Origin of the sequence: Ditibartonella choladocola (assembly GCF_002007565.1) — a bacterium.
Taxonomy (GTDB): Bacteria; Pseudomonadota; Alphaproteobacteria; order Rhizobiales; family Rhizobiaceae; genus Bartonella; species Bartonella choladocola.
Genome location: NZ_CP015625.1, coordinates 1663490 through 1683353 on the forward strand (window position 1 = coordinate 1663490; position 19864 = coordinate 1683353).

A 19864-nucleotide genomic window follows, 5' to 3' on the forward strand; every position below is an offset into this window, starting at 1 on the left:
GGAACTTATGGAAACTTTAGCGAGCATTGCGATTGACGCTTTTGCCTATGGAACAGTTCTTTTTATTATTTCCATCGGGCTTTCTGTCACGCTCGGACTCATGCGCGTGGTTAATCTCGCGCATGGTGCTTTTGCCATGATCGGGGGATACCTAGCCTCTTACGGCGTTACCGAACTGAGGCTCCATTACTTTGTTGCAATGATCCTTGCAATTGTTCTGACAATTCTTATTGCCATTCCCGCCGAACGGTTTCTCTATCGCAAAATTTATGGCGCGCCGGAACTCACACAGGTGTTAATGACAATCGGCATCACCTTTCTTGTCATCGGAGTGACAAATTATGTCGCAGGTCCGACGTTGAAGACCATCCCCTTACCCGATTTTCTAACCGGAGCGGTCGACATCGGTTTTCGTGCATTGCCGAAACAACGTCTGTTTCTGATCGTCACCGGCATGGTTGTTGCGGCAGGCTTATGGTTTCTCATCGAAAAAACCAATTTCGGAATAAAATTACGCGCTGCTGTCGATAACGCCAATATGGCTCAAGTTCTGGGAATAAGAACGCAAGTCATTTATGCGGTAAGCTTCGCCATTGCTATCGGCCTTGCTGCAATGGGTGGAATCATCGGTTCCGAACTCCTTCCGCTCGACCCCTATTATGCGATGCGTTATATGGTTGTATTTCTGGTGGTTGTTTCCATCGGCGGTGCCGGTTCCATTCCCGGCGCACTTTTTTCCAGCCTGTTACTCGGTGTCATTGACACAACCGGACGATATATCGCGCCGGAATTCGGTGAATTTTTCTTTTATTTTGCTGTTATCTTCATTGTTACACTGTTTCCTCGCGGACTAGCCGGCAGGATGAAATAAATGTCGAATATAACCATATTACAAGCAGCCCCGAACCGCGACCGTTCTATACTATCGGCTATTGGTGTTATTGCGCTAGTTACCGCTGCGGTTTATTTCTTCTTTCCCGATAATCTTGCACTTTTCACGCGGATTATCTCTATTGCTTTGCTCGTCCTGTCATTGGATCTGGTAACCGGTTATTGTGGAATAGCCACACTTGGCCACGCCGCACTTTTTGGTGCCGGTGCATATGCTGCCGGCATCGCTTCGGTGCGCTTTTCCATAACAGATCCGATTTTAATGACAATCATAGGCCTCTTTGCAGGTGCCCTAGCAGGATTTTTTTCTGCAATGATTATCCTTCGGGCGAAAGGTCTGGCGCAATTGGTTCTCTCTATTGCCGTGGTTCACCTATTTCACGAATTTGCCAACAAAGCATCGTCATGGACAGGCGGCAGCGATGGCCTTTCGGGGATTACGGTAAGCCCCCTCTTCGGTATGTTCGAGTTCGATTTGTGGGGTGTGACAGCATTCTTCTATGCCGCCACTTTGCTGGTTGTGGTTCTCGTTTTGCTTAACCTCATTGTGCGGTCGCCTTTCGGTATGTTGTGTCGCGGCATTAAAGAGGACCCGGTCCGCATCGAAGCCATGGGAGCGTCTGTCCGGTCGAATGAAATGGTTATGTTTATCATCTCCGGTGCCGTTGCCGGTATTGGTGGAGCGTTAAACGCAATTTCCACCGAGGTGGTCGGTTTGGACAGTCTGAGCTTTACAATGTCGGCAGAAGCATTGGTTATGCTTGTTATCGGAGGAACCGGAACACTCTATGGTGCGCTCATTGGTTCGGCTGCTTACCTCTGGTTTGAAAATATTATCTCCGCTATCAATCCGTTTTACTGGATGTCGATTGTCGGAATATTGTTGATTGTTGTTGTCCTTTTTGCACCAAAAGGCCTTTTCGGACTTTTCACCCGATGGCTAAACCGCATAAGGGGAAGTGAAAAATGAGCAAGATTTTCGAGGTCTCGAACCTGAAAAAGAGTTTTGGCGGTTTGACAGTAACGGACAATGTTTCAATGGGGTTGGCTAAAGGCGATCGCGTTGCATTGATTGGCCCCAATGGTGCAGGCAAAACAACTTTCGTCAATCTGGTAACCGGTCACCTCAGGCCTGACAGTGGCGGCGTTTTTCTCGACAACGAAAATATCACGTCTGTAAATGCAATTTCACGCGTACGGAAAGGACTGGTGCGAAGTTTCCAGATTACCCGCTTGTTCCGCGATATGACTCCGGAAGAACATATTGCGCTTGCATTATTACAAGTGGAAGGAAAAGCCCGCTATATATTTGGCAATTATCGTCGCATGTCCCATATTATGGACGAAATCTATGAAATCCTTTCCACGCTCGGCTTGCAAACGCTCGCAAGGATAAAGGTTGCCAATCTGGCCTATGGGCAACAACGCTTGCTTGAAATCGCTTTGGCTTTGGCTTTGCGCCCCAAAGTTTTACTGTTGGATGAACCGGCCGCCGGTGTACCGCAAAGTGAAACCGGACGCATTGAAGATGCTCTTGCCAGTTTACCGGAAGATCTTTCTGTTCTCATGATCGAACATGACATGGATCTTGTGTTCAGATTTGCAAGCCGCGTCATAGTCCTTGCCGCAGGTGCAGTGATATTTGACGGTTCACCGGAAGATGTTGTCAACAATGCGCGTGTGCGCGTTGCCTATTTGGGGAGTTATGCGCAATGACGGCATTATCGTTAAAAATAGAGCAGCTTGAAGCCGGTTACGGGCCAACGAAAGTCATAGAAAACGTCAGCTTTAGCGTGGACAAAGGCTCCCGTCTTGCCATTTTGGGAAGAAATGGCGTGGGGAAAACAACGTTATTTGCCTCAATCGCGGGCCTCACACGCTATCTGGGCGGGCGCATCATGTTGGGTGACACCGATGTGACACGCTTTTCGACCTCGGAAAGAGCCGTGGCAGGTCTTGGATATGTTCCACAAACGCGAGATATTTTTCCAACTCTGACCGTTGAAGAAAATCTCATGACCGGTTTGAAAAAACGTCCTGTATCGGCAATCGAGGAAGCTTACGCCATGTTTCCGCGGCTGAAAGAAAGGCGGAAAAACCTCGGCGGACAACTCTCCGGAGGAGAGCAACAAATGCTTTCAACCGCCCGCACTATGCTGGGGCAGCCGAAAGTTCTTCTCCTTGACGAGCCGTTGGAAGGTTTGGCTCCCGTCATCTGCGAAGAATTGATGCACGCTTTTGCACAAATGGGGAAAACCCATGACATGACAGTGTTACTCGTCGAACAACGCATCGAACCGGCATTAGAGTTTGCCGAACATGCAATCATTCTTGAACGGGGAAGAATTGCCTGGTCCGGCACACCTGTTGAATTATCCGGTCAACATGATGTTATCGAACAATTGCTTGGTGTCGGAAGTTTGCACTAGTTTTGCCACCGCTGCCGGTTTTGGAAAACAGAGATTATGAGTTTCAGAAAACAGTGGTTATAAGTTCTGGAATGCAGTGTTACGTAAGGGAAATAGGATTCTCGCCTCTGTAAGAAGAACCCATTGCAGAAAAAGCGTGGAATTGATGAAAAATAATTCCAAAAATCAATATCTTGGACAAGCATCCACGCTCTTACTATAATCATTCGACCAGTGAACCTTTATAAGCCCGTTTCCAGGCCGCAAATCGCGAAATAAACCGGCTGGTGTAGAATTACAGTAACAGGATGAATCCGTTTTGTTGTCGGCATCACCATAGAGGCTGTAACCGAGTGATAACAGTCGGGCGCATCTATCCGGATGCTCAGTCCCAACGTTCGATCATAACATCATTATAGCTCACCGGCGAGAAGCCGCATTTCTGGTAAAGCTGCAAGGCTCGCGGGCTATCCAACGTATTGGTTTGTATAATGACCTTGTCAGGATTTTTTTCCCACACAGAATGCAAAATTTCATTGAAAAAGAAATAGGATAACCCCCTACCCTGATAATCCGGAACAAGGCCGAAATAGACTATTTCGGCGGATTTCGGCAATTCTTTCAGATTTGTTTCTGCAAATCCTGCCGGACAACCATCGACATAAAGAATATGTATAACGGTATTTTCAGACTGTATAAGCTCGCGCAACGCATCATCGGTCATCTTGCGGCGTACATTCCAGTGATGCGCCTTGCCAATTTGTTCATAAAGATAACGATAGAAATGAACCGGCATATGATAGGCACGCATGATTGCAATTTGCATATTGAGCGGCGACGGCACGGTTATGTTCGGTCGCTCGTGCATTTCCAGATGTGTGACGCGCGCATTGAGAAAATGTGGCATATTATTTATCCCCATCATTGCCTGTAACAACCGGCGTATCTTTTTTAGACCCCCATTCACTCCATGACCCATCGTAAAGCCTTACATTATGGTTACCTAATGACTCAAGAGCCAATGCCAATACCGCTGCTGTTACACCGGAACCACATGTTGTCACAACCGGTGCGGCAACGTTAATGCCTGCATCCTTGAAAATTGTTTTAACCTTGCTCAAGTCTTTGAAATTGCCATCTTCGGATAAAGTCGCAAAAGGAATGTTGTGAGCGCCCGGCATATGACCGGAACGAATTCCCGGCCGTGGTTCGGCTTCTTCGCCCAAAAATCTTTTATGATTGCGTGCGTCGGCGATCTGCGTGGTTTTACCGTCAACAAGCTGGCGCATCTCGTCAATGAGCACAACTTTATTCGCATCAAAATCGACTTTGAAAACGGTTTTCTTGACCTGTGTCGGTTCACTTGTGACAGGATAGTGCTTTTCTTTCCATTTGCTGAAGCCACCGTCGAGAACATAGACATTTTTTGCCCCCATAACCCGAAACATCCACCATGCCCGCGGTGCCGAGAAAAAGCCGATACTGTCATAGACGACAATGATGTCATCGGCATTGACGCCCATCGCACTGGCGAAGCCTGCAAAATTCTGCGGACTTGGTAGCGTGTGGGGAAGACCCGATGTTTCGTCACAGACTTTATCATGATCGAAAAATACGGCTCCCGGTATATGCGACTTCTCGTATTCTTCGCGTGCGTTACGCTTGGCGGCAGGCAAGTACCATGATGCATCCAGAACCGAAAGGTTCGGTTCGCCGAGGCGCGCTTTCAACCAATCGTCCGAAACAATAAATTCACTATGGTCAGTCATAATAAAATTCGATCTTCCCTGATATTAAAAAACGATCATCGCATGAAGCGATATTTTCAAAAACTCCTGAATATAGTAGCGGACTCCTTCTCCTATGCAAGTTCTATCTCCCGAAATTCAATGTTTTAAAAATAGCTTTTTTTAATTTTTATATGTCGCGAAAACCGACAGGCCGTTTTTTCCGTTCATTAAAACGTGTTCCCCTATATTGCTGACAAGGAAACTCTGTTCCGTTCGCCCACTCAACTCGATTAATTCCCTGATTATGTTTGCCACTTTTTCAGGAAAATGAAAAAGCCCGAAAGGCTATAATTTGCCTTCGGGCTTCTTTTTGAACAGATTAAAACGCTAAGAATAGCAGCTTTTTGCGCGGCTGTTTTGGCAACAATTGCGTGACAAACTCATGCTGCACGTCTTACCGATTTTCTCAGTCTCACCGGCTTTTTACGGCTGGCTGTTTTTTTCCTTTTCGGGCTTGCCGGTTTGTTATTTCGCGTATCCGACTTTTCCGATCCGGTTTTTGCGCCATCAAAGTCGCGATTGCGCTTGGCATTATTCCTGCTGCCGAAATTTTTACGGCTTCTTTTGGAAGATTTGTGGCTCTCTTCTCTGCTTGTTGCTTCTTTGTCGCCTGCCCCGTTATCGAAATCATTTGCGAACATACGCGTCTCGTCGGCAGTTTTCCGCAAAACACGCTTGCGCCGATGGGTCCGGTTGTTTTCGCGACGCCCGTCGGCAGCATTATCGGCTCTGTTCTGTTCATTATGCCCATGGTCTTTGTGCGGTTTTTCCGGTAAAGGCCCGAATTGAGGCGGCACATCTTCACGCGGCAATTTCATACGAATGACACGTTCAACCGCTTTCAGCCGTGCACTCTCGATCGCTTCATCGTAAAGCGTAATTGCTTCGCCATGAGCACCGTTACGACCGGTTCGGCCAATCCTGTGTACGTAACTTTCCGCTTCATCCGGCAGTTCGTAATTGATAACATGGCTGATACCGGGCACATCAATGCCCCGCGCGGCAATATCGGTCGCGACAAGTACCCGCACTGTGCCATCACGAAAACCTTTTAATGCTTTTTGACGTGCATTTTGCGATTTGTTTCCGTGAATTGCAGCAACAGAATAACCGGTTTTTGCAAGGTTTCTTGTCACAGCATCTGCCCCGTGCTTTGTGCGTGTAAACACAATCACCGAACTTAAAGCCGGATTGGTTAGAAGTTTGTTGAGAACATCTTTCTTGTCGCGCCGGCTGACGTTATGAAGAACCTGATTGATTTCTGCCGCTGTTGTCCCCTGTCGGGCGACTTCTACATGGACGGGGTCATGAAGAAGCGTCTCTGCCAGTTTTTCAATCTCTTTCGGCATTGTCGCAGAAAATAGTGCCGTTTGACGACCTTTCGCGACAAGCTTGGCGATTTCACGCACATCCTTGATAAAGCCCATATCCAACATACGGTCAGCTTCATCCAGAACGAGATAATCCGTCTTCGACAGATCGACACATTTTTCACGCACCAGATCCATAAGCCGGCCGGGCGTTGCAATAAGAACATCAACGCCTTGTGCCATGCGCCTGATCTGGGAATTTCTCGATACACCGCCAAGAATGAGAGCGGTGGAAAGATGTGTACCTTTGGCGACCATGTGAATGGCTTCTTCAATCTGTACAGCAAGTTCACGCGTGGGAGCCAAGATCAACGCACGAGCGGTTTTCGGGCGGCGTTTGTCGCCCAGCGCAAGAATCTTCGTCAAAATCGGCAAGCCGAAAGCCAGAGTCTTGCCAGAACCGGTCTGGGCGATGCCCAACAGGTCACAATCTGCAAGCATGGAAGGAATGGCCTGTTCCTGAATAGGTTTCGGCTCGGTCATACCGGCTTTCAACAAATTTTTGGCAAGAACAGGCGATACACCCAATGCCTCGAAGGCATTTGAATTTTGTGTTTTCAAAATAAAATCTTTCCCTGCCAGCTTTTCACAGGCAGGCTATGTAAAATCCGAAACTTCCGCGCAACAGGAAAATCAGAACAATCAAAACCAAGGACGAAACGCTTGGGGATAAACCTCGCAGCGACTTGCGCGACCAATGAACACCCCGAACAGGGATGAATGATGCTACAAAGTCCCTTAAATAGAAAGTTGGCAATCCAACCCAAGCATCACGAGCGACCTTATCGTTCAATACGGTCTGAAATGCAACCGGTTTCCGTGATGTTAAACCATTTTTCTTCGCGCCTTATGATGCCCTGTATAATTTGTGAAGACATGTACGACCTGTGAAGCCCGTATGCCTTGCATAGAGCTGCATAGACCTGCATGACTTACGACGGCTTCATCGACGGAAACAAAAAATATCATTAAAGGGCTGGCTCGCTATCAGAAAACGGAGTGGGTTCAATTTATGCTTGCTGCCTATCGCAAACAGGTACCGGCCCGATTTATAAAACGTTTTCCGCGTTTCAGTCAGTCAATCCGATGAAGGTCGAGCTGACCTTGAAGCGCATCCAATGGCCGAAGAATTGAAAATAGAACTCGCCCGCAGCCTTATAAAGGCTTTTTGCTCTTCAAACACGGTCGCCTTTGCCGCCACTTTGAGTGTATTTGGCGGCAGTGCGAACCGGACAACGACAATAATCATAGCGATTTTAAAAAGTTGGCTTATGACCAACACGCGAGGAACGCCCGCCTTGAACGTTTTGAAATAGGCGCGAAAAATTCCTATTTACGGGTAATTTTTTCCTGCGGAATGTTTACGTCCTGATAGTCCGGATAAATTTCCAGAAATACCGGATTTTGTACCGTCTTCTGACCACCATAGATGAGATGCCATTTGGTGTTATCAAGAATTGCCAGTGTAGGATATTCGGCAATAGTATCTTTTGTTTCGATATGGGTTGGTATGAGCGCATAAGGAATGCCGGTTGCAGTCTGCCGGTATTCTATTTTTTCCCCGTCAAGACGATAGCCGCCAGCCGAAAGATTAGAAAACTGGCTATCCAGTTGTTTGACAAAATTCTGCTTGAGCGTTTGTTCATCGGTCTTCAGCCTGAGCGCCATCTCCTTGAAAAGGCGTTCAGGCATATTATTGGCAATGAAGTTCAAATCTTTCCGTTGTGCTGCATTATTGATTTCCGCAACAAGGCCGTCCAGTTCGGCTTTCTGGATAGAATTGGGTTCTGCTGCACCGGACATTCCCGCACCTGACAAAAACAATGCAAAACCAAGAAACAGTAAAGAAACAAACTTCATTGGAAACAACCTTCAAGATTCGATATAATTGTCGCTTTCAACTAGATGATATAATCAAACAACACCCGGTCATTGGTAATATCACGATAGGCCCAGCCAAGCTCTTTGAACTTTGTTTCAAGAACAGCAAAGTTCTCGAACCGCTTGGTTTCGATAGCAATGAGAACAGAACCGAAGTTACGCGCCGATTTTTTCAAATATTCAAAGCGCGCAACATCATCATCCGGCCCCAACTGGTCAAGAAAACCGCGCAATGCCCCAGGGCGTTGCGGAAAACGGAAAATAAAATATTTTTTCAATCCTTGATAGCGTAAGGCGCGTTCTTTCACTTCCGGCAAACGTTCAAAATCGAAATTGCCACCCGAAACGATAAGCAGAATTTTTTTGCCCTTCAAATCCTGCGGAGAAATACTCTTCAATGCATCAATTGAAAGACCGCCAGCCGGTTCAAGCACAATGCCTTCTACATTGAGCATTTCAATCATTGTTGCACTTAAACGGTTTTCCGGAACGATCAACACATCATAAGGCGAAAACTTCTTCAGCATCTTGAAGTTCAGTTCGCCGATCTGCGCAACGGCCGCGCCATCGACAAATGTATCAACATCTTCCAGTTTGACACGTTTACCTTCTTTGAGGCTCGTATAGAGGCTCGCTGCTCCTTCCGGTTCTGCAAAACGGATATGGGTTTTTGTCCAACCGCTTTCATGGATGAAATGGCTGATACCACTGGCAAGCCCGCCACCACCGACCGGAATAATGACCAGATCCGGCTTTTCATCACCGACAAGCTCTTGCCATTGTTTAGCAGCTTCATACATGACTGTCGCTTGTCCGGTTACAATCCGCATATCATCAAAAGGCGGTGCCATAACCCCGCCCCCTTCTGCAACAAAAGCTCGTGCGGCTGCATAACATTGATCGAAGGTATCACCAATCATGCGAATTTCAATAAATTCGCCACCGAATGTGCGTGTTTTATCAATCTTCTGTTGGGGGGTTGTCACCGGCATAAAGATGACGCCCTTGCGTTTGAAATGGTGGCAGGCAAAAGCCAAACCTTGAGCGTGATTGCCGGCAGAAGCGCAAACAAAAGCTGCTTCCGGTGCGACCTTATCGAGCATTTGCGAAATGAAATTGAAAGCACCACGAATTTTATAGGAACGAACCGGTGTCAGATCCTCACGCTTGAGGTAAATTTCTGCATCATATTTTTGGCTTAGATACTCGTTCCGCTGAAGCGGGGTCTCATCAAAAAGACTGCGCAAAGCTTTCGCAGCTTTTGCCACGTCCTGAACAAATTCACTCATGATATAAAATGCTTTCTATTCCATATAATTCGAGCCGGCTTTATTTGTCTCCAAAAGCCGATTGCGCCAGATTAGAACAAACACAATTATATTCAACAAAAATTCGCGGTCCAATAGGCCGGAGACACAAATTGTTTATCGTAAAACAGAAACCCGCTGTTTGAAATTGGCGCAATAAAAACGTCCGCGACATTTAACAAAGTCGAAAATAAACGGTGACGAGCGGCTGCGATCATGAATGGCTTTTTTCCCGACCGTCAAAAACTCATAAAACCGGCTTGTTCCAAGTCACAATTCATATGATCGCATTTATCAGATTAATGACTCTCTATGCCTGAGCAAAGCCCAAGCTATTTTAACTTTGCTCTAACACTTTCAACAAGCCGCCCCCCCCTTTTTTTAAGAAAAACAATTTTGATATTTTGTACCAAATGACGTGTTTTTTCAAAATTATACACACGTAAACTGTGCTCCTGATAAATTCGGAAAATCCGGTCAAGATCAGCAAAGTTTCGCGAAATGTCATGGAAATTGCGTTAATCTTATCTTGTATTGTTAAACCTTTATCAAATAACCGATTTATTATTTTGAACGATCTTTCGAGCTTTTCCCGTCAGACGGAATCATTTTGGAATGATGCACCCTTTCATTCCCCCAAAAATATGTTTCCGATAAAATATTGAACGGGAATTTGTCCCGTCATTTTATTTTGCCCAATTATTCCGCATAAATATTTCCGATTGCTTGCGGCTTTGCCTGAATAACTTTGGAATAGTGGTCTTGTATGACGTTGTTTTCCAGTTCCTTGATGAAGAAGCTCGCATTCATAAAAGCGCTTTGCTCACGCCGGATAGCGGAAAGAAGAGCAATTCAACATCCCCGTCATTTGTCGCCTTTATTAATAAAACATATTATCGGGATTTATTGTTTATCAGGATTTATTGCGAGCGATCACCTTTAGTAAAAGGAATAAAACATTATAAACATGTCTTATGCTTTTTTTGATCGGAAGACAAAAAATATTGCATGATCGCGCTAGCACGAAAAATGTTGTGGCTATCATGAATGAGCGGATTTTAATAAAAATTATGGCTTCACTTTTTAATATTCGTTCCCTATAAGGGCAAGTGCTGCGGACGTGGCGAAATTGGTATACGCTAGGGACTTAAAATCCCTCGATCTTTAGATCATGCGGGTTCAAGTCCCGCCGTCCGCACCATTATCCTGAAGTTCTTATGCTCCTATTGTTTAGAACATCGCTTTGCGGGTTTTATTGCACGATTTTATTTCGCGAAAAATACCGCTTATACCGGTGGAAACAGTATGACAGCTATTTACAAAACTATTAGCTTGAAACTCCGAACAGGTTATTTGAAACTTGCCCGGCTTCCGTTGATTTCAATCGTATCCGTTGCCTTGATCGCAAACCTGTCACCATTCGGAAAGGTCACAAAACATCCTTTCGGACAAATATCAACTGTCTGATCGGCTTTCAATGAAACATCGCGTCGCGAACTTCCTTCGGCAACCACCAGAGATTGTGTTTTCTGATCTGTATTTTTTATCGTTGCCGCCAAACCTTCATGCGACGCGAAAGAGGCAAAAGCAATGATTGCAAGCAAACATTTTTTCATAGTCACGTAATCCCCTCGTCGGAAAACCGTTTATAGGCCTGAAAGCGAACCTTGTTTGTAACGCCGATTGTCGACGTTATATCAGGCACATAAATTGCCAAAGTAAAGTTGAAATTATTGCTATCGAAACTTGAAAAGCTCACCCATGGACCAGGGTTTTTCAAAACTCCGTCGGTTGCATTGGCAACATCCATCAATACTTCAACAATGTGTTCAGGATCCGACATGGCAGGAACAGTAAAGGTAACATCAACACGACCGATTTTATTGCGATGTGTCCAGTTGCCGACATTATTGTTTATGAGACTTGAATTCGGCACGATTATGGTTTGCCGCTTCAATGTTTCAACTTCTGTCGCCCGAACGCTGATACGTTTGACAATTCCCACAATTGTACCGGTTTCGACATAATCGCCGACTTTGAACGGGCGTTCGGCCAGAAGGATAAGGCCTGAAACAAAATTCTGGACAATGTTTTGAAGTCCGAAGCCGATACCAAGTGAAAGACCACCGGCGATCAATGCCAGACTGCTCAGGTTGAAACCCGCCGCCGACAGGCCGATTAAAGCCGAAAGTGCAATCCCTCCATAACCGACAACAGTGCGAATGGAATTTCTCACACCCGAATCTACTTTTCCGCGGGCGAGAACCGTTCCATCAAGCCAGCCGATAAACCAGCGGATTAAAAACCAGCTTATCAGGAAGAAAATGATGCCGATAGAAATGCCAACGAGCGAAATGGAAACGTTTCCGATCTCGAAGCCGGTCATGATATGGACGAAGGCTGAAAAAATATCTGAAGCGGAAAAGCCCAATTGCATAATAATGGGCGGCACGCAGACGACAATGACAATGATGTTGAGAAGGATACCGGCAACCAGACCGAGTTGATCCATTGTGCTGTCATCAATGTTAAAACGTTGAACGAGACGGCGTCCAATAAATGTTTTTGCAAACGCACCTTCTTCCGCCGTTGCACGCGCGGTCTGGATGCCCAGATACATGAGAACGAGGAAAGCACCGCTAACGACAATTTGTTGGGAAATAAACCGCGCCATACCCACATAACCGGCAAGTGCAGTCAAAATAGGTATCAGCCCTACAATGATAAGCGGAATGCGAATGTAAAGCGGCCAGTGCGTTACTTTCAGGTCATCATCGGGATTGGTTCGTGCCCGCACAAACGATATGGCCAGAATGATAATGCCAACGAGGATAACTGAAATAAAGCTCTTGGCAATAGCAAGTGAAAGCGGCGCGGAAACAGCCCGATAAACAGCATTCATGAAATAATCGAGCGCCATAACCAGTGCCAATAATGTCAACAATATAATTAACAAACGCGCCGGTTTGGGGGCGATATTCATCAGGCGTAATTCGGGCAGCTTCGGGGAAAGAATGACAAACGACATGCGTGCGATGAAAAACACCAACATGACGACTTCGGCTGCAGAATAGAAAACCGGATCAAGATCGGGCCAACTTATGCCAAGATAATGGAAAAAGATCAGAATGAGGATGACAAAAATTGCGCAAATCATTGTCGGGACGAGTATCGCGACAAATGCAAAAGACAAACGTTTTAAATAGGATGTGTCCTCTTCCTCTTTCGTCGCTTGATGTTTCACGCGGCCGATCAATTTATGTGTGGAAATTGCGAGAACAAAAGCAATAAAAAGCGGAATCAAAATGCTAACACATAGCGCTAACAGTTTGAATTGATAAACAAATTGCCACCATGAAAAGATGAGCGAGAAAAAGTCGACACCCGCATCTTTGGCGGATTGGGCAATTTGCGTTCCAAGCGGTGAAGAAAACTCCACTCTATGGGTCAATGTTCTGGCAAAAAGCTCTCTCGACTGGGCGATAGCCCGTTCGGTCAGACGGTTGGAATCAATCGAACAATCCTCAAGCTGTCCGACCAATGTATTGATTTTGACTTTCAGTTGGCGGAGGTTGTTTCTTTCATCCGTAACGGTTTTTGCTTCTGTCACCCCGTCCTGAGGTTCGCCCAACTGATCCAGACGCAAATTGATATCGTTTAAAGGTGAACGAAAGAGCAGTGCAGTGTTGACAATTTTTCCAGTAAGATCCTGAGCCTTATTGCGTATGTCGGCCAATGAGGAATCGTCATCCTGCCCTGCATCATAGTTCTTCAACAGTTCCTTTAACTGGTCCTTATAACCGTTCACCACCGCTTGTTGTTGCTTGACAAGGTCTGCAGGACTTAAAACGACATTATCTGTCGTTGCCGGTGTTTGCGCATCAGCAGCATCGCCAATAACCGATAAGCCCGGTAGCGTCAGCACAGGCAACCAGAATGCCACGGCACAAACAAAATAGAACTTGCGTATGAGAACTTTAAAATTCAATGAACTGCCCATTCTTTAGAAAACTGACGAATCGCGCATATAGGTTTCGACACAAAAAAGGCAATTTGCAGATATGTGTCGAGCTACTCAACCGTTGTTTATTATTTCCTATACGATTTATACAAAACTATGACAAATGAAAGCCGTTTCGTTTGCAACATTAAAACCGTGCGGGAATTTCAATCACTATGCAAACATTATGCAAAATTTTCAATTTTCGCGACAAGCAATATTCGTTGTCCGGACGTTTTATGAAAGACAAGCGGTATATTTTATCAGCACCGCTTTCGCGCGACGGGAGGGGTTTTAGCGTTGTTGTCCGCGTCCGGTTCGGCAATTATCCGCAACATTTCCGGCCTCTGTTTGAAATTACTTGTTCTCGCCACAAGAAACTTTGCCAATTATTTTTGGCAATAACCGATCTCTTGTTGATGAAATCGTTTTTCGGATAAAAATTCGGCCGTTTTGATAACTCGCATTCTTGTCAAAATTCGTTATCTCTGTAGTCTATTTGATAGACTTGTAGTCTAAATGGCACATTGCACTCACCAACGATGGCAAATAAGTGAAAGATAAAAATTTTCATGAGAAATAATACGTGTTATCAGCCTAATTGTTAAAAGACTCAAAAAGATGGTTCTTATCTGCACCAATTCGTAATATAGAACATGTTTTTCAGGTGCCAATTATTGGATGGATTTTATGCGAACATCACGCTGGCTAACAACTTTGTATTTTGTCATTCTTCTACTGGGGGTTCTGGTTGCGTTACCCAATCTGCTTACTGAAAAGCAATTGGAATATTTACCATCTTTTATGCGCCAGACAAAAGTTGTTCTGGGACTTGATTTAAGAGGTGGCTCTTCGCTTGTTCTGGAAGTCGATGCAAAGTCGCTCAAACGTGACCAGTTAAGAACCGCTCTTGATAATGTCCGCGGCAAACTTCGCGAAAAGCAGATCCAGTCAACAAGTGTGCGTATAATCGGTGATTCGATCGTAGCGGTTATTCCGGATGCCGGACAGCGCCAAACCGCACTGACTACCTTGAAAGAGTTGGCAACACCGATTTCGTCAGGAGCCTTCCGCGCATCTTCGTCAGACATTGATGTAAGCGAGCAGAATGACGCAATCCGCGTCACGCTAACGGAAGCCGGTATCAAATACCGCGTCAACAATGCTGTCGACCAAAGTCTTGAAATCATTCGTCGGCGTGTCGATCAGGTCGGTGTCGCCGAACCGAGTATCCAAAAAGTCGGACTCGACCGTATAGAGGTTCAACTGCCCGGTTTACAGGATCCGAAGCAATTGCGTGATCTTCTTGGAACGACGGCGAAAATGACATTCCACCTTGTTCCCACCAATGTCGATATGAACAATCCGCCTGTCGGCGTTTCGATATTGCCCGGTTATACCGACGAAAATCAGCGCTTTCCGATTTACGATCAAGTCTCGCTTGATGGTAGTGTGTTAACCGATGCTTCGGCCGGTTTTGATCCTCAAATTCCTGGCAAATCGCTTATTTCTTTCAAGCTCAACACAATCGGTGCAAAGGCTTTCGCCGAAATAACCCGCCAGAATATCGGGAAGCCCTTTGCCATTGTACTCGACAATAAAGTTCTGACTGCACCGACCATTCAAGGTGTCATTCCCGGTGGTAGCGGGCAAATTACCGGCAATTTTACGCCTAAAGAAGCATCTACCCTCGCCGCGTTATTGCGTGCGGGTGCATTGCCTGCTCCTTTGACAGTGATCGAAGAACGCACTGTCGGTCCTGATCTTGGTGCCGATGCGATCAAAATGGGGCTTTATACAGGTATTGCCGGTTTCTTCCTCGTGGCACTCTTCATCTTCCTGCTTTATGGACTTTGGGGCATTATCGCCGACATCGCACTCGCCCTCCATACCGTGCTGACATTTGCGGCATTAAGCCTGATTGGTGCAACGCTTACGCTTCCGGGAATTGCCGGTATTATTCTGGGCATAGGCATTGCCGTCGACGCGAATATTCTTATCAATGAACGTATTCGTGAAGAAAGCGAAAAAGGCATGGGGGCTATGGCCGCTCTTGACCGTGGCTTCAAACATGCGTTTTCAACCATTATCGACGCGAATGTGACGGCAGCTATCGCCACAATTTTGCTGTTGTGGTTCGGCACCGGTCAGATACGCGGTTTTGCGGTTACAATGCTTCTCGGTATTGTTATTTCTTTGTTTACCGATGTCACAATCGTTCGCATCATCATGTCGTGGGTTGTGCGTGAATGGAAAATTACCAACTTGCACATCCATTCATTTTTCAAGTTCATTCCCCAGCACACCAATTTCCATTTCATGAATGCCCGTTTCATCGGCATTGGTGTTTCCATTTTCCTGTCGATTGCATCGGTTGTGCTGTTCTTCAAGCCGGGCTTGAATTTCGGTATTGATTTTATGGGTGGCAGCCAGATGGCAATTACCACAAAAGCACCAGCTGATCTTGCTACTTTACGTTCAACTTTAGGGCAATTGGGGCTTGGTGAAATTGCCTTGCAGAATGTTTCCAACCAGAACACAGTGCTCATCAGAGTGCAGCAGCAGGATGGCGGTGAAGCTCAGCAAACAGCCGCCATTGAAAAATTGAAAACAGCCGTCAAAACAATTTATCCGGATGTCACTTTTGACCAGATCGAAGTTGTCGGGCCGAAAGTGTCGGGCGAACTTGCAACGGCCGGTTTTACCGCAGTTGTCCTTGCTGCAATTGCCATGATGTTTTATATCTGGTGGCGTTTTGAATGGTTCTTCGCTATCGGTGCCATTGTCACCATTGTTCTCGACACCACAAAAATGGTCGGCTTCTTTGCGCTATTCCAGCTTGATTTCAATTTGACTGCAATTGCCGCACTTCTCACGATTGTCGGCTATTCTGTCAACGATAAAGTGGTGGTTTATGACCGTATGCGCGAAAACATGCGGCTTTATAAAAAGATGGCGCTAAGACAATTGGTGGACATGTCTATCAATCAGGTGCTCATCCGTTGTATCTTTACCTCGACTACAACCGTTCTTGCCATGTTGCCAATGGCTATCTGGGGTGGCAGTGCTGTGCATAATTTTGCTATTCCAATGGTGGTCGGTGTTGTTATTGCCACATCGTCTTCAATTTTCATCGCTGCGCCAATTCTGCTATTCCTTGGCAATTGGTGGCATCATCACCATGAGGGGCGTGATCTTATTGAAGACAAGCCACAAAGGTCACAAGTCAAGGCAAATTAAAAAAAGAAGGCAGAGTAAAATAAAAAGACACGAAAAAAACATGAAGCCGGTGTGCTACAGTCTGTCCACACCGGCATTTCAATAAATGCGGGTAAGCTCGAATAATCGCAATTATATGTCACAAGCTTACCATAAATGGTCTTTAAGCGGGAATCTTGTTAAAGAAACACGTCTTGAAGATCAGGGAGGGAATTCCAGCCGGAGATGATACAGGATACACCATTGGTGACAACAATCGTCGTGGGACTCTGTCTTGCATTCCTGTTTGGTCTTCTAGCCAATCGTTTACGAGTCTCGCCGCTTGTCGGCTACCTTCTGGCAGGTGTCATTGTCGGCCCGCATACGGCCGGATTTCGCGTTGATTCGCATCTCATTAACCAGCTCGCCGAAATCGGCATCATTCTGCTGATGTTCGGTGTCGGGCTGCACTTTTCCGTCAAGGATCTTCTTTCTGTTAAAGCAATAGCAATTCCCGGTGCCATTTTCCAAATGGCTGTTGCCACATTATTGGGACTTTGTTTCGGGCTTGTCATGGGATGGGGCTTAGGTGGCGGCATTGTCTTCGGTCTTGCACTTTCCACTGCAAGCACGGTCGTTCTGCTGCGCTCTTTACAGGAACGCAATCTCGTTGAAACAGAGCGCGGGCGAATTGCTGTAGGCTGGCTTATTGTTGAAGATCTGGCCATGGTTCTTGCGCTGGTGCTTATTCCCGCACTTTCGCCATCTCTGGGCGGAACAGCGGTGGCCGAAGTCGACCCGCTTGCCCAATGGTTCCAATTGGGACTTTTCGGAACAATTCTTTTAACGGTTGCAAAGGTTGTCCTATTCGTCATTTTCACGATCATCATCGGCAAGCGTGTTATTCCCTGGTTGTTGAAAATTTCTGCCCAATCCGGTTCCAGAGAACTGTTTCGTTTGAGTGTTCTTGCAATTGCTTTGGGTGTCGCATTTTTTTCGGCACATCTTTTCGGTGTTTCCATCGCTCTTGGAGCGTTCTTTGCTGGCATGATTATGAGCGGCTCCGAGCTTAGCCAGAGAGCAACCGAAGATACATTGCCTTTACGTGATGCTTTTGCTGTTCTGTTTTTCGTGTCCGTTGGTATGCTTTTCGACCCGTCAAAATTACTGACAGCGTTTTTTCCCCTTCTTGTTACCCTCATCATCATTATCGGTGGCAAATCCCTTGCGGCATACGGAATTGTTCGTCTTTTTCATCGTCCTTATGCAACTGCGCTGACAATCGGTGCCGGCCTTGCCCAGATAGGCGAGTTTTCTTTTATTCTTGCAGGCCTTGGAACAGCATTGGGAATCATCAATGACGAGGCGCGCGATCTTGTTGTGGGCGGGGCAATCCTTTCCATTCTTTTTAACCCGCTTGTCTGTTTTGCAGCCGATAAAATTCGTTCCCGTCTTGAGACAAAAAATGGCGAAACCACGGTTATCAATATTGGCGGGACGGATGAAAACGGTCTGGTAAAAACGTCAAAATCCGGCCACACAATTCTTGTGGGCTTCGGTGACATTGGCGAAAAAATCGCTGCCGCACTTGACCGCCACGAAGTGCCTTTTGTCGTTATAGATAATAATGTGCAGACCTTAAAAAGCGCCAAAGATCAAAATAACGAGGCGATTTTGGGCAATGCCACCAATGCCGACATCCTTGAAGCAGCAAATATAGCCGGAGCATTTCAATTGGTTATATCGACAAAAAGTGCAATTGATGCGGCACAAATTGTCGCAGAAACGCGTAAACTGAACGCCGGAATAACCATTATTGCCCATGCTGTAACGGAGATGGAAACAGCCTATCTAAAAGAGATGGGTGCGAATACCATAGTGACGGATGACGAAGAAATCGCTAAAGGTATGTTAAAACATTTGAGTTATCGAGAAGATAACACAAATGTACCTGAGGGTGACCGGACTTCACCGAAAACGACCGTGGAGAAGCCGGAAAATACGAGTGGAAACGCATGAAACTGAAGAAATATATTTGGCCCGTTATCGGCATCATAGCAATGGTGGTTTCCATCTATATTCTTTACCACAAGTTATCTGCGATTTCCTTTAATGATATTACCAGCAGACTGGGGGCGTTAAGTCCGCATCACTGGGTACTCGCGGCATTTTTTGCATTGCTTGCCTATGCTGCTCTTGCCGGTTACGACCGCATTGCATTGCAACATTTGGGCAAAAAAATACCCCTCCATTATATAGCCATTTGTTCGTTTACCACCTATGCGCTTTCCCACAATATCGGAGCATCGGTCTTTTCCGGTGCTGTGGTTCGTTATCGTGCTTACAGCAAGAAGGGGCTAAGCGGGGTGGAAATTGCCGTGCTGGTTGCGTTTTGTTCGTTCACATTTGCTCTGGGAACCATTCTTCTTTCCGGACTGGTACTCGTTATACGACCCGATCTCATCACCCTCGTACATGAAGGTATCCCGTCATGGCTTGCAGTGACTATCGGCGTAGGAATGCTAACATTTGTCGCCCTTTATATATTGGGAAGCCTTTTGCAATTGCGGCCGTTAAAAATCGGCAAATCATTCCAGATTTCCTATCCACATTTCAGCATTGTTATACAACAGTTAATCATTGGCCCGTTGGAATTGATTGGCGCGGCAGGTGTCATCTATGCAACCCTGCCCGACGTTGGAAACCCCGGTTTTATAGCTGTGTTGGGCGTGTTTCTGGCGTCTTTTACAGTCACACTTTTGTCAAATGCTCCTGCTGGCGGCGTCGGTGTGCTTGAAGCTTTATTTATGGCCGGAATGCCGAATATGAATCCCGCCGACGTTATTTCCGCTTTGATTGTGTTCCGCCTGCTCTATCTCATCATACCGCTTGTTATTTCGCTGTTTTTTGTTGCCGCATTTGAAATCAGCCAATATCGCCAACGCAATACGAACGGAAACAATATCTCTCCAAAAAGCTGAACGCCAAACGCGGCGCGATAAAGCAAAAAGACAAAAAA

The 19864-nt window shown here is 46.1% G+C and carries 14 protein-coding genes and 1 tRNA gene; 8 read left to right on the top strand and 7 right to left on the bottom strand.

Features of this window, described 5'->3' with window-relative positions; translation table 11 throughout:
- The first annotated feature begins 7 nt into the window (after nucleotides 1-7).
- From BBC0122_RS07445 to BBC0122_RS07460, 4 genes are read left to right on the top strand one after another with little or no spacing between them, the layout of a single operon-like run.
- Nucleotides 8-871: a branched-chain amino acid ABC transporter permease gene (locus BBC0122_RS07445; RefSeq protein ID WP_077992605.1), complete on the top strand. Its 864-nt coding sequence runs from the start codon at nucleotides 8-10 to the stop codon at nucleotides 869-871.
- Nucleotides 872-1861: a branched-chain amino acid ABC transporter permease gene (locus BBC0122_RS07450; protein WP_077992607.1), complete on the top strand. Its 990-nt coding sequence runs from the start codon at nucleotides 872-874 to the stop codon at nucleotides 1859-1861.
- Entirely contained in the window at nucleotides 1858-2607 is a 750-nt protein-coding gene (locus BBC0122_RS07455; protein WP_077992609.1) for an ABC transporter ATP-binding protein, read from the top strand. The genes BBC0122_RS07450 and BBC0122_RS07455 overlap by 4 nt, the downstream gene beginning before the upstream one ends.
- Complete coding sequence (locus BBC0122_RS07460; RefSeq protein ID WP_077992610.1) at nucleotides 2604-3320, top strand: ABC transporter ATP-binding protein; 717 nt, start codon at nucleotides 2604-2606, stop codon at nucleotides 3318-3320. Before BBC0122_RS07455 ends, BBC0122_RS07460 begins: the two co-directional genes overlap by 4 nt.
- Nucleotides 3321-3684: 364 nt before the next feature.
- Here the strand turns inward: BBC0122_RS07460 and BBC0122_RS07465 are convergent, their stop codons facing one another.
- The 5 genes from BBC0122_RS07465 to ilvA form a co-directional block, all read right to left on the bottom strand.
- Entirely contained in the window at nucleotides 3685-4206 is a 522-nt protein-coding gene (locus tag BBC0122_RS07465) for a GNAT family N-acetyltransferase (RefSeq protein WP_077992612.1), read from the bottom strand.
- Nucleotide 4207: 1 nt separating this feature from the next.
- Nucleotides 4208-5068, bottom strand: a complete 861-nt coding sequence (gene sseA, locus BBC0122_RS07470) for a 3-mercaptopyruvate sulfurtransferase (protein WP_077992616.1) — start codon at nucleotides 5066-5068, stop codon at nucleotides 4208-4210.
- Nucleotides 5069-5469: 401 nt separating this feature from the next.
- Nucleotides 5470-7020 carry a DEAD/DEAH box helicase gene (locus BBC0122_RS07475; RefSeq protein WP_225868090.1) on the bottom strand — a complete coding sequence of 517 codons (1551 nt, stop codon included), beginning with the start codon at nucleotides 7018-7020 and terminating at the stop codon, nucleotides 5470-5472.
- 768 nt (nucleotides 7021-7788) lie between these two features.
- Nucleotides 7789-8319, bottom strand: coding sequence for a hypothetical protein (locus BBC0122_RS07485; RefSeq protein ID WP_077992618.1), 531 nt, complete (start codon nucleotides 8317-8319; stop codon nucleotides 7789-7791).
- A gap of 41 nt (nucleotides 8320-8360) precedes the next feature.
- The gene (gene ilvA, locus BBC0122_RS07490; RefSeq protein WP_077992619.1) at nucleotides 8361-9629 is read right to left on the bottom strand and encodes a threonine ammonia-lyase IlvA; all 1269 of its coding nucleotides are present in this window, start codon (nucleotides 9627-9629) and stop codon (nucleotides 8361-8363) included.
- A 1132-nt stretch (nucleotides 9630-10761) separates the two neighbouring features.
- Between ilvA and BBC0122_RS07495 the strand changes: the two genes are divergently transcribed.
- Nucleotides 10762-10848, top strand: a tRNA-Leu gene (locus BBC0122_RS07495).
- A gap of 148 nt (nucleotides 10849-10996) precedes the next feature.
- Here BBC0122_RS07495 and BBC0122_RS07500 read toward each other — a convergent pair.
- A complete protein-coding gene (locus BBC0122_RS07500; protein WP_077992620.1) occupies nucleotides 10997-11263 on the bottom strand; it encodes a hypothetical protein in 267 nt (88 codons plus the stop codon).
- Between the two features lie 2 nt (nucleotides 11264-11265).
- A complete protein-coding gene (locus BBC0122_RS07505) occupies nucleotides 11266-13635 on the bottom strand; it encodes a mechanosensitive ion channel family protein (RefSeq protein WP_225868091.1) in 2370 nt (789 codons plus the stop codon).
- A 702-nt stretch (nucleotides 13636-14337) separates the two neighbouring features.
- Here BBC0122_RS07505 and secD point away from each other — a divergent pair.
- From secD to BBC0122_RS07525, 3 genes are all read left to right on the top strand, one after another.
- A complete protein-coding gene (secD, locus tag BBC0122_RS07515) occupies nucleotides 14338-16887 on the top strand; it encodes a protein translocase subunit SecD (RefSeq protein ID WP_077994584.1) in 2550 nt (849 codons plus the stop codon).
- A 204-nt stretch (nucleotides 16888-17091) separates the two neighbouring features.
- Complete coding sequence (locus BBC0122_RS07520; protein WP_077992625.1) at nucleotides 17092-18864, top strand: cation:proton antiporter domain-containing protein; 1773 nt, start codon at nucleotides 17092-17094, stop codon at nucleotides 18862-18864.
- Nucleotides 18861-19826, top strand: a complete 966-nt coding sequence (locus BBC0122_RS07525; protein ID WP_077992627.1) for a lysylphosphatidylglycerol synthase transmembrane domain-containing protein — start codon at nucleotides 18861-18863, stop codon at nucleotides 19824-19826. The genes BBC0122_RS07520 and BBC0122_RS07525 overlap by 4 nt, the downstream gene beginning before the upstream one ends.
- The last annotated feature ends 38 nt before the right edge of the window (nucleotides 19827-19864 follow it).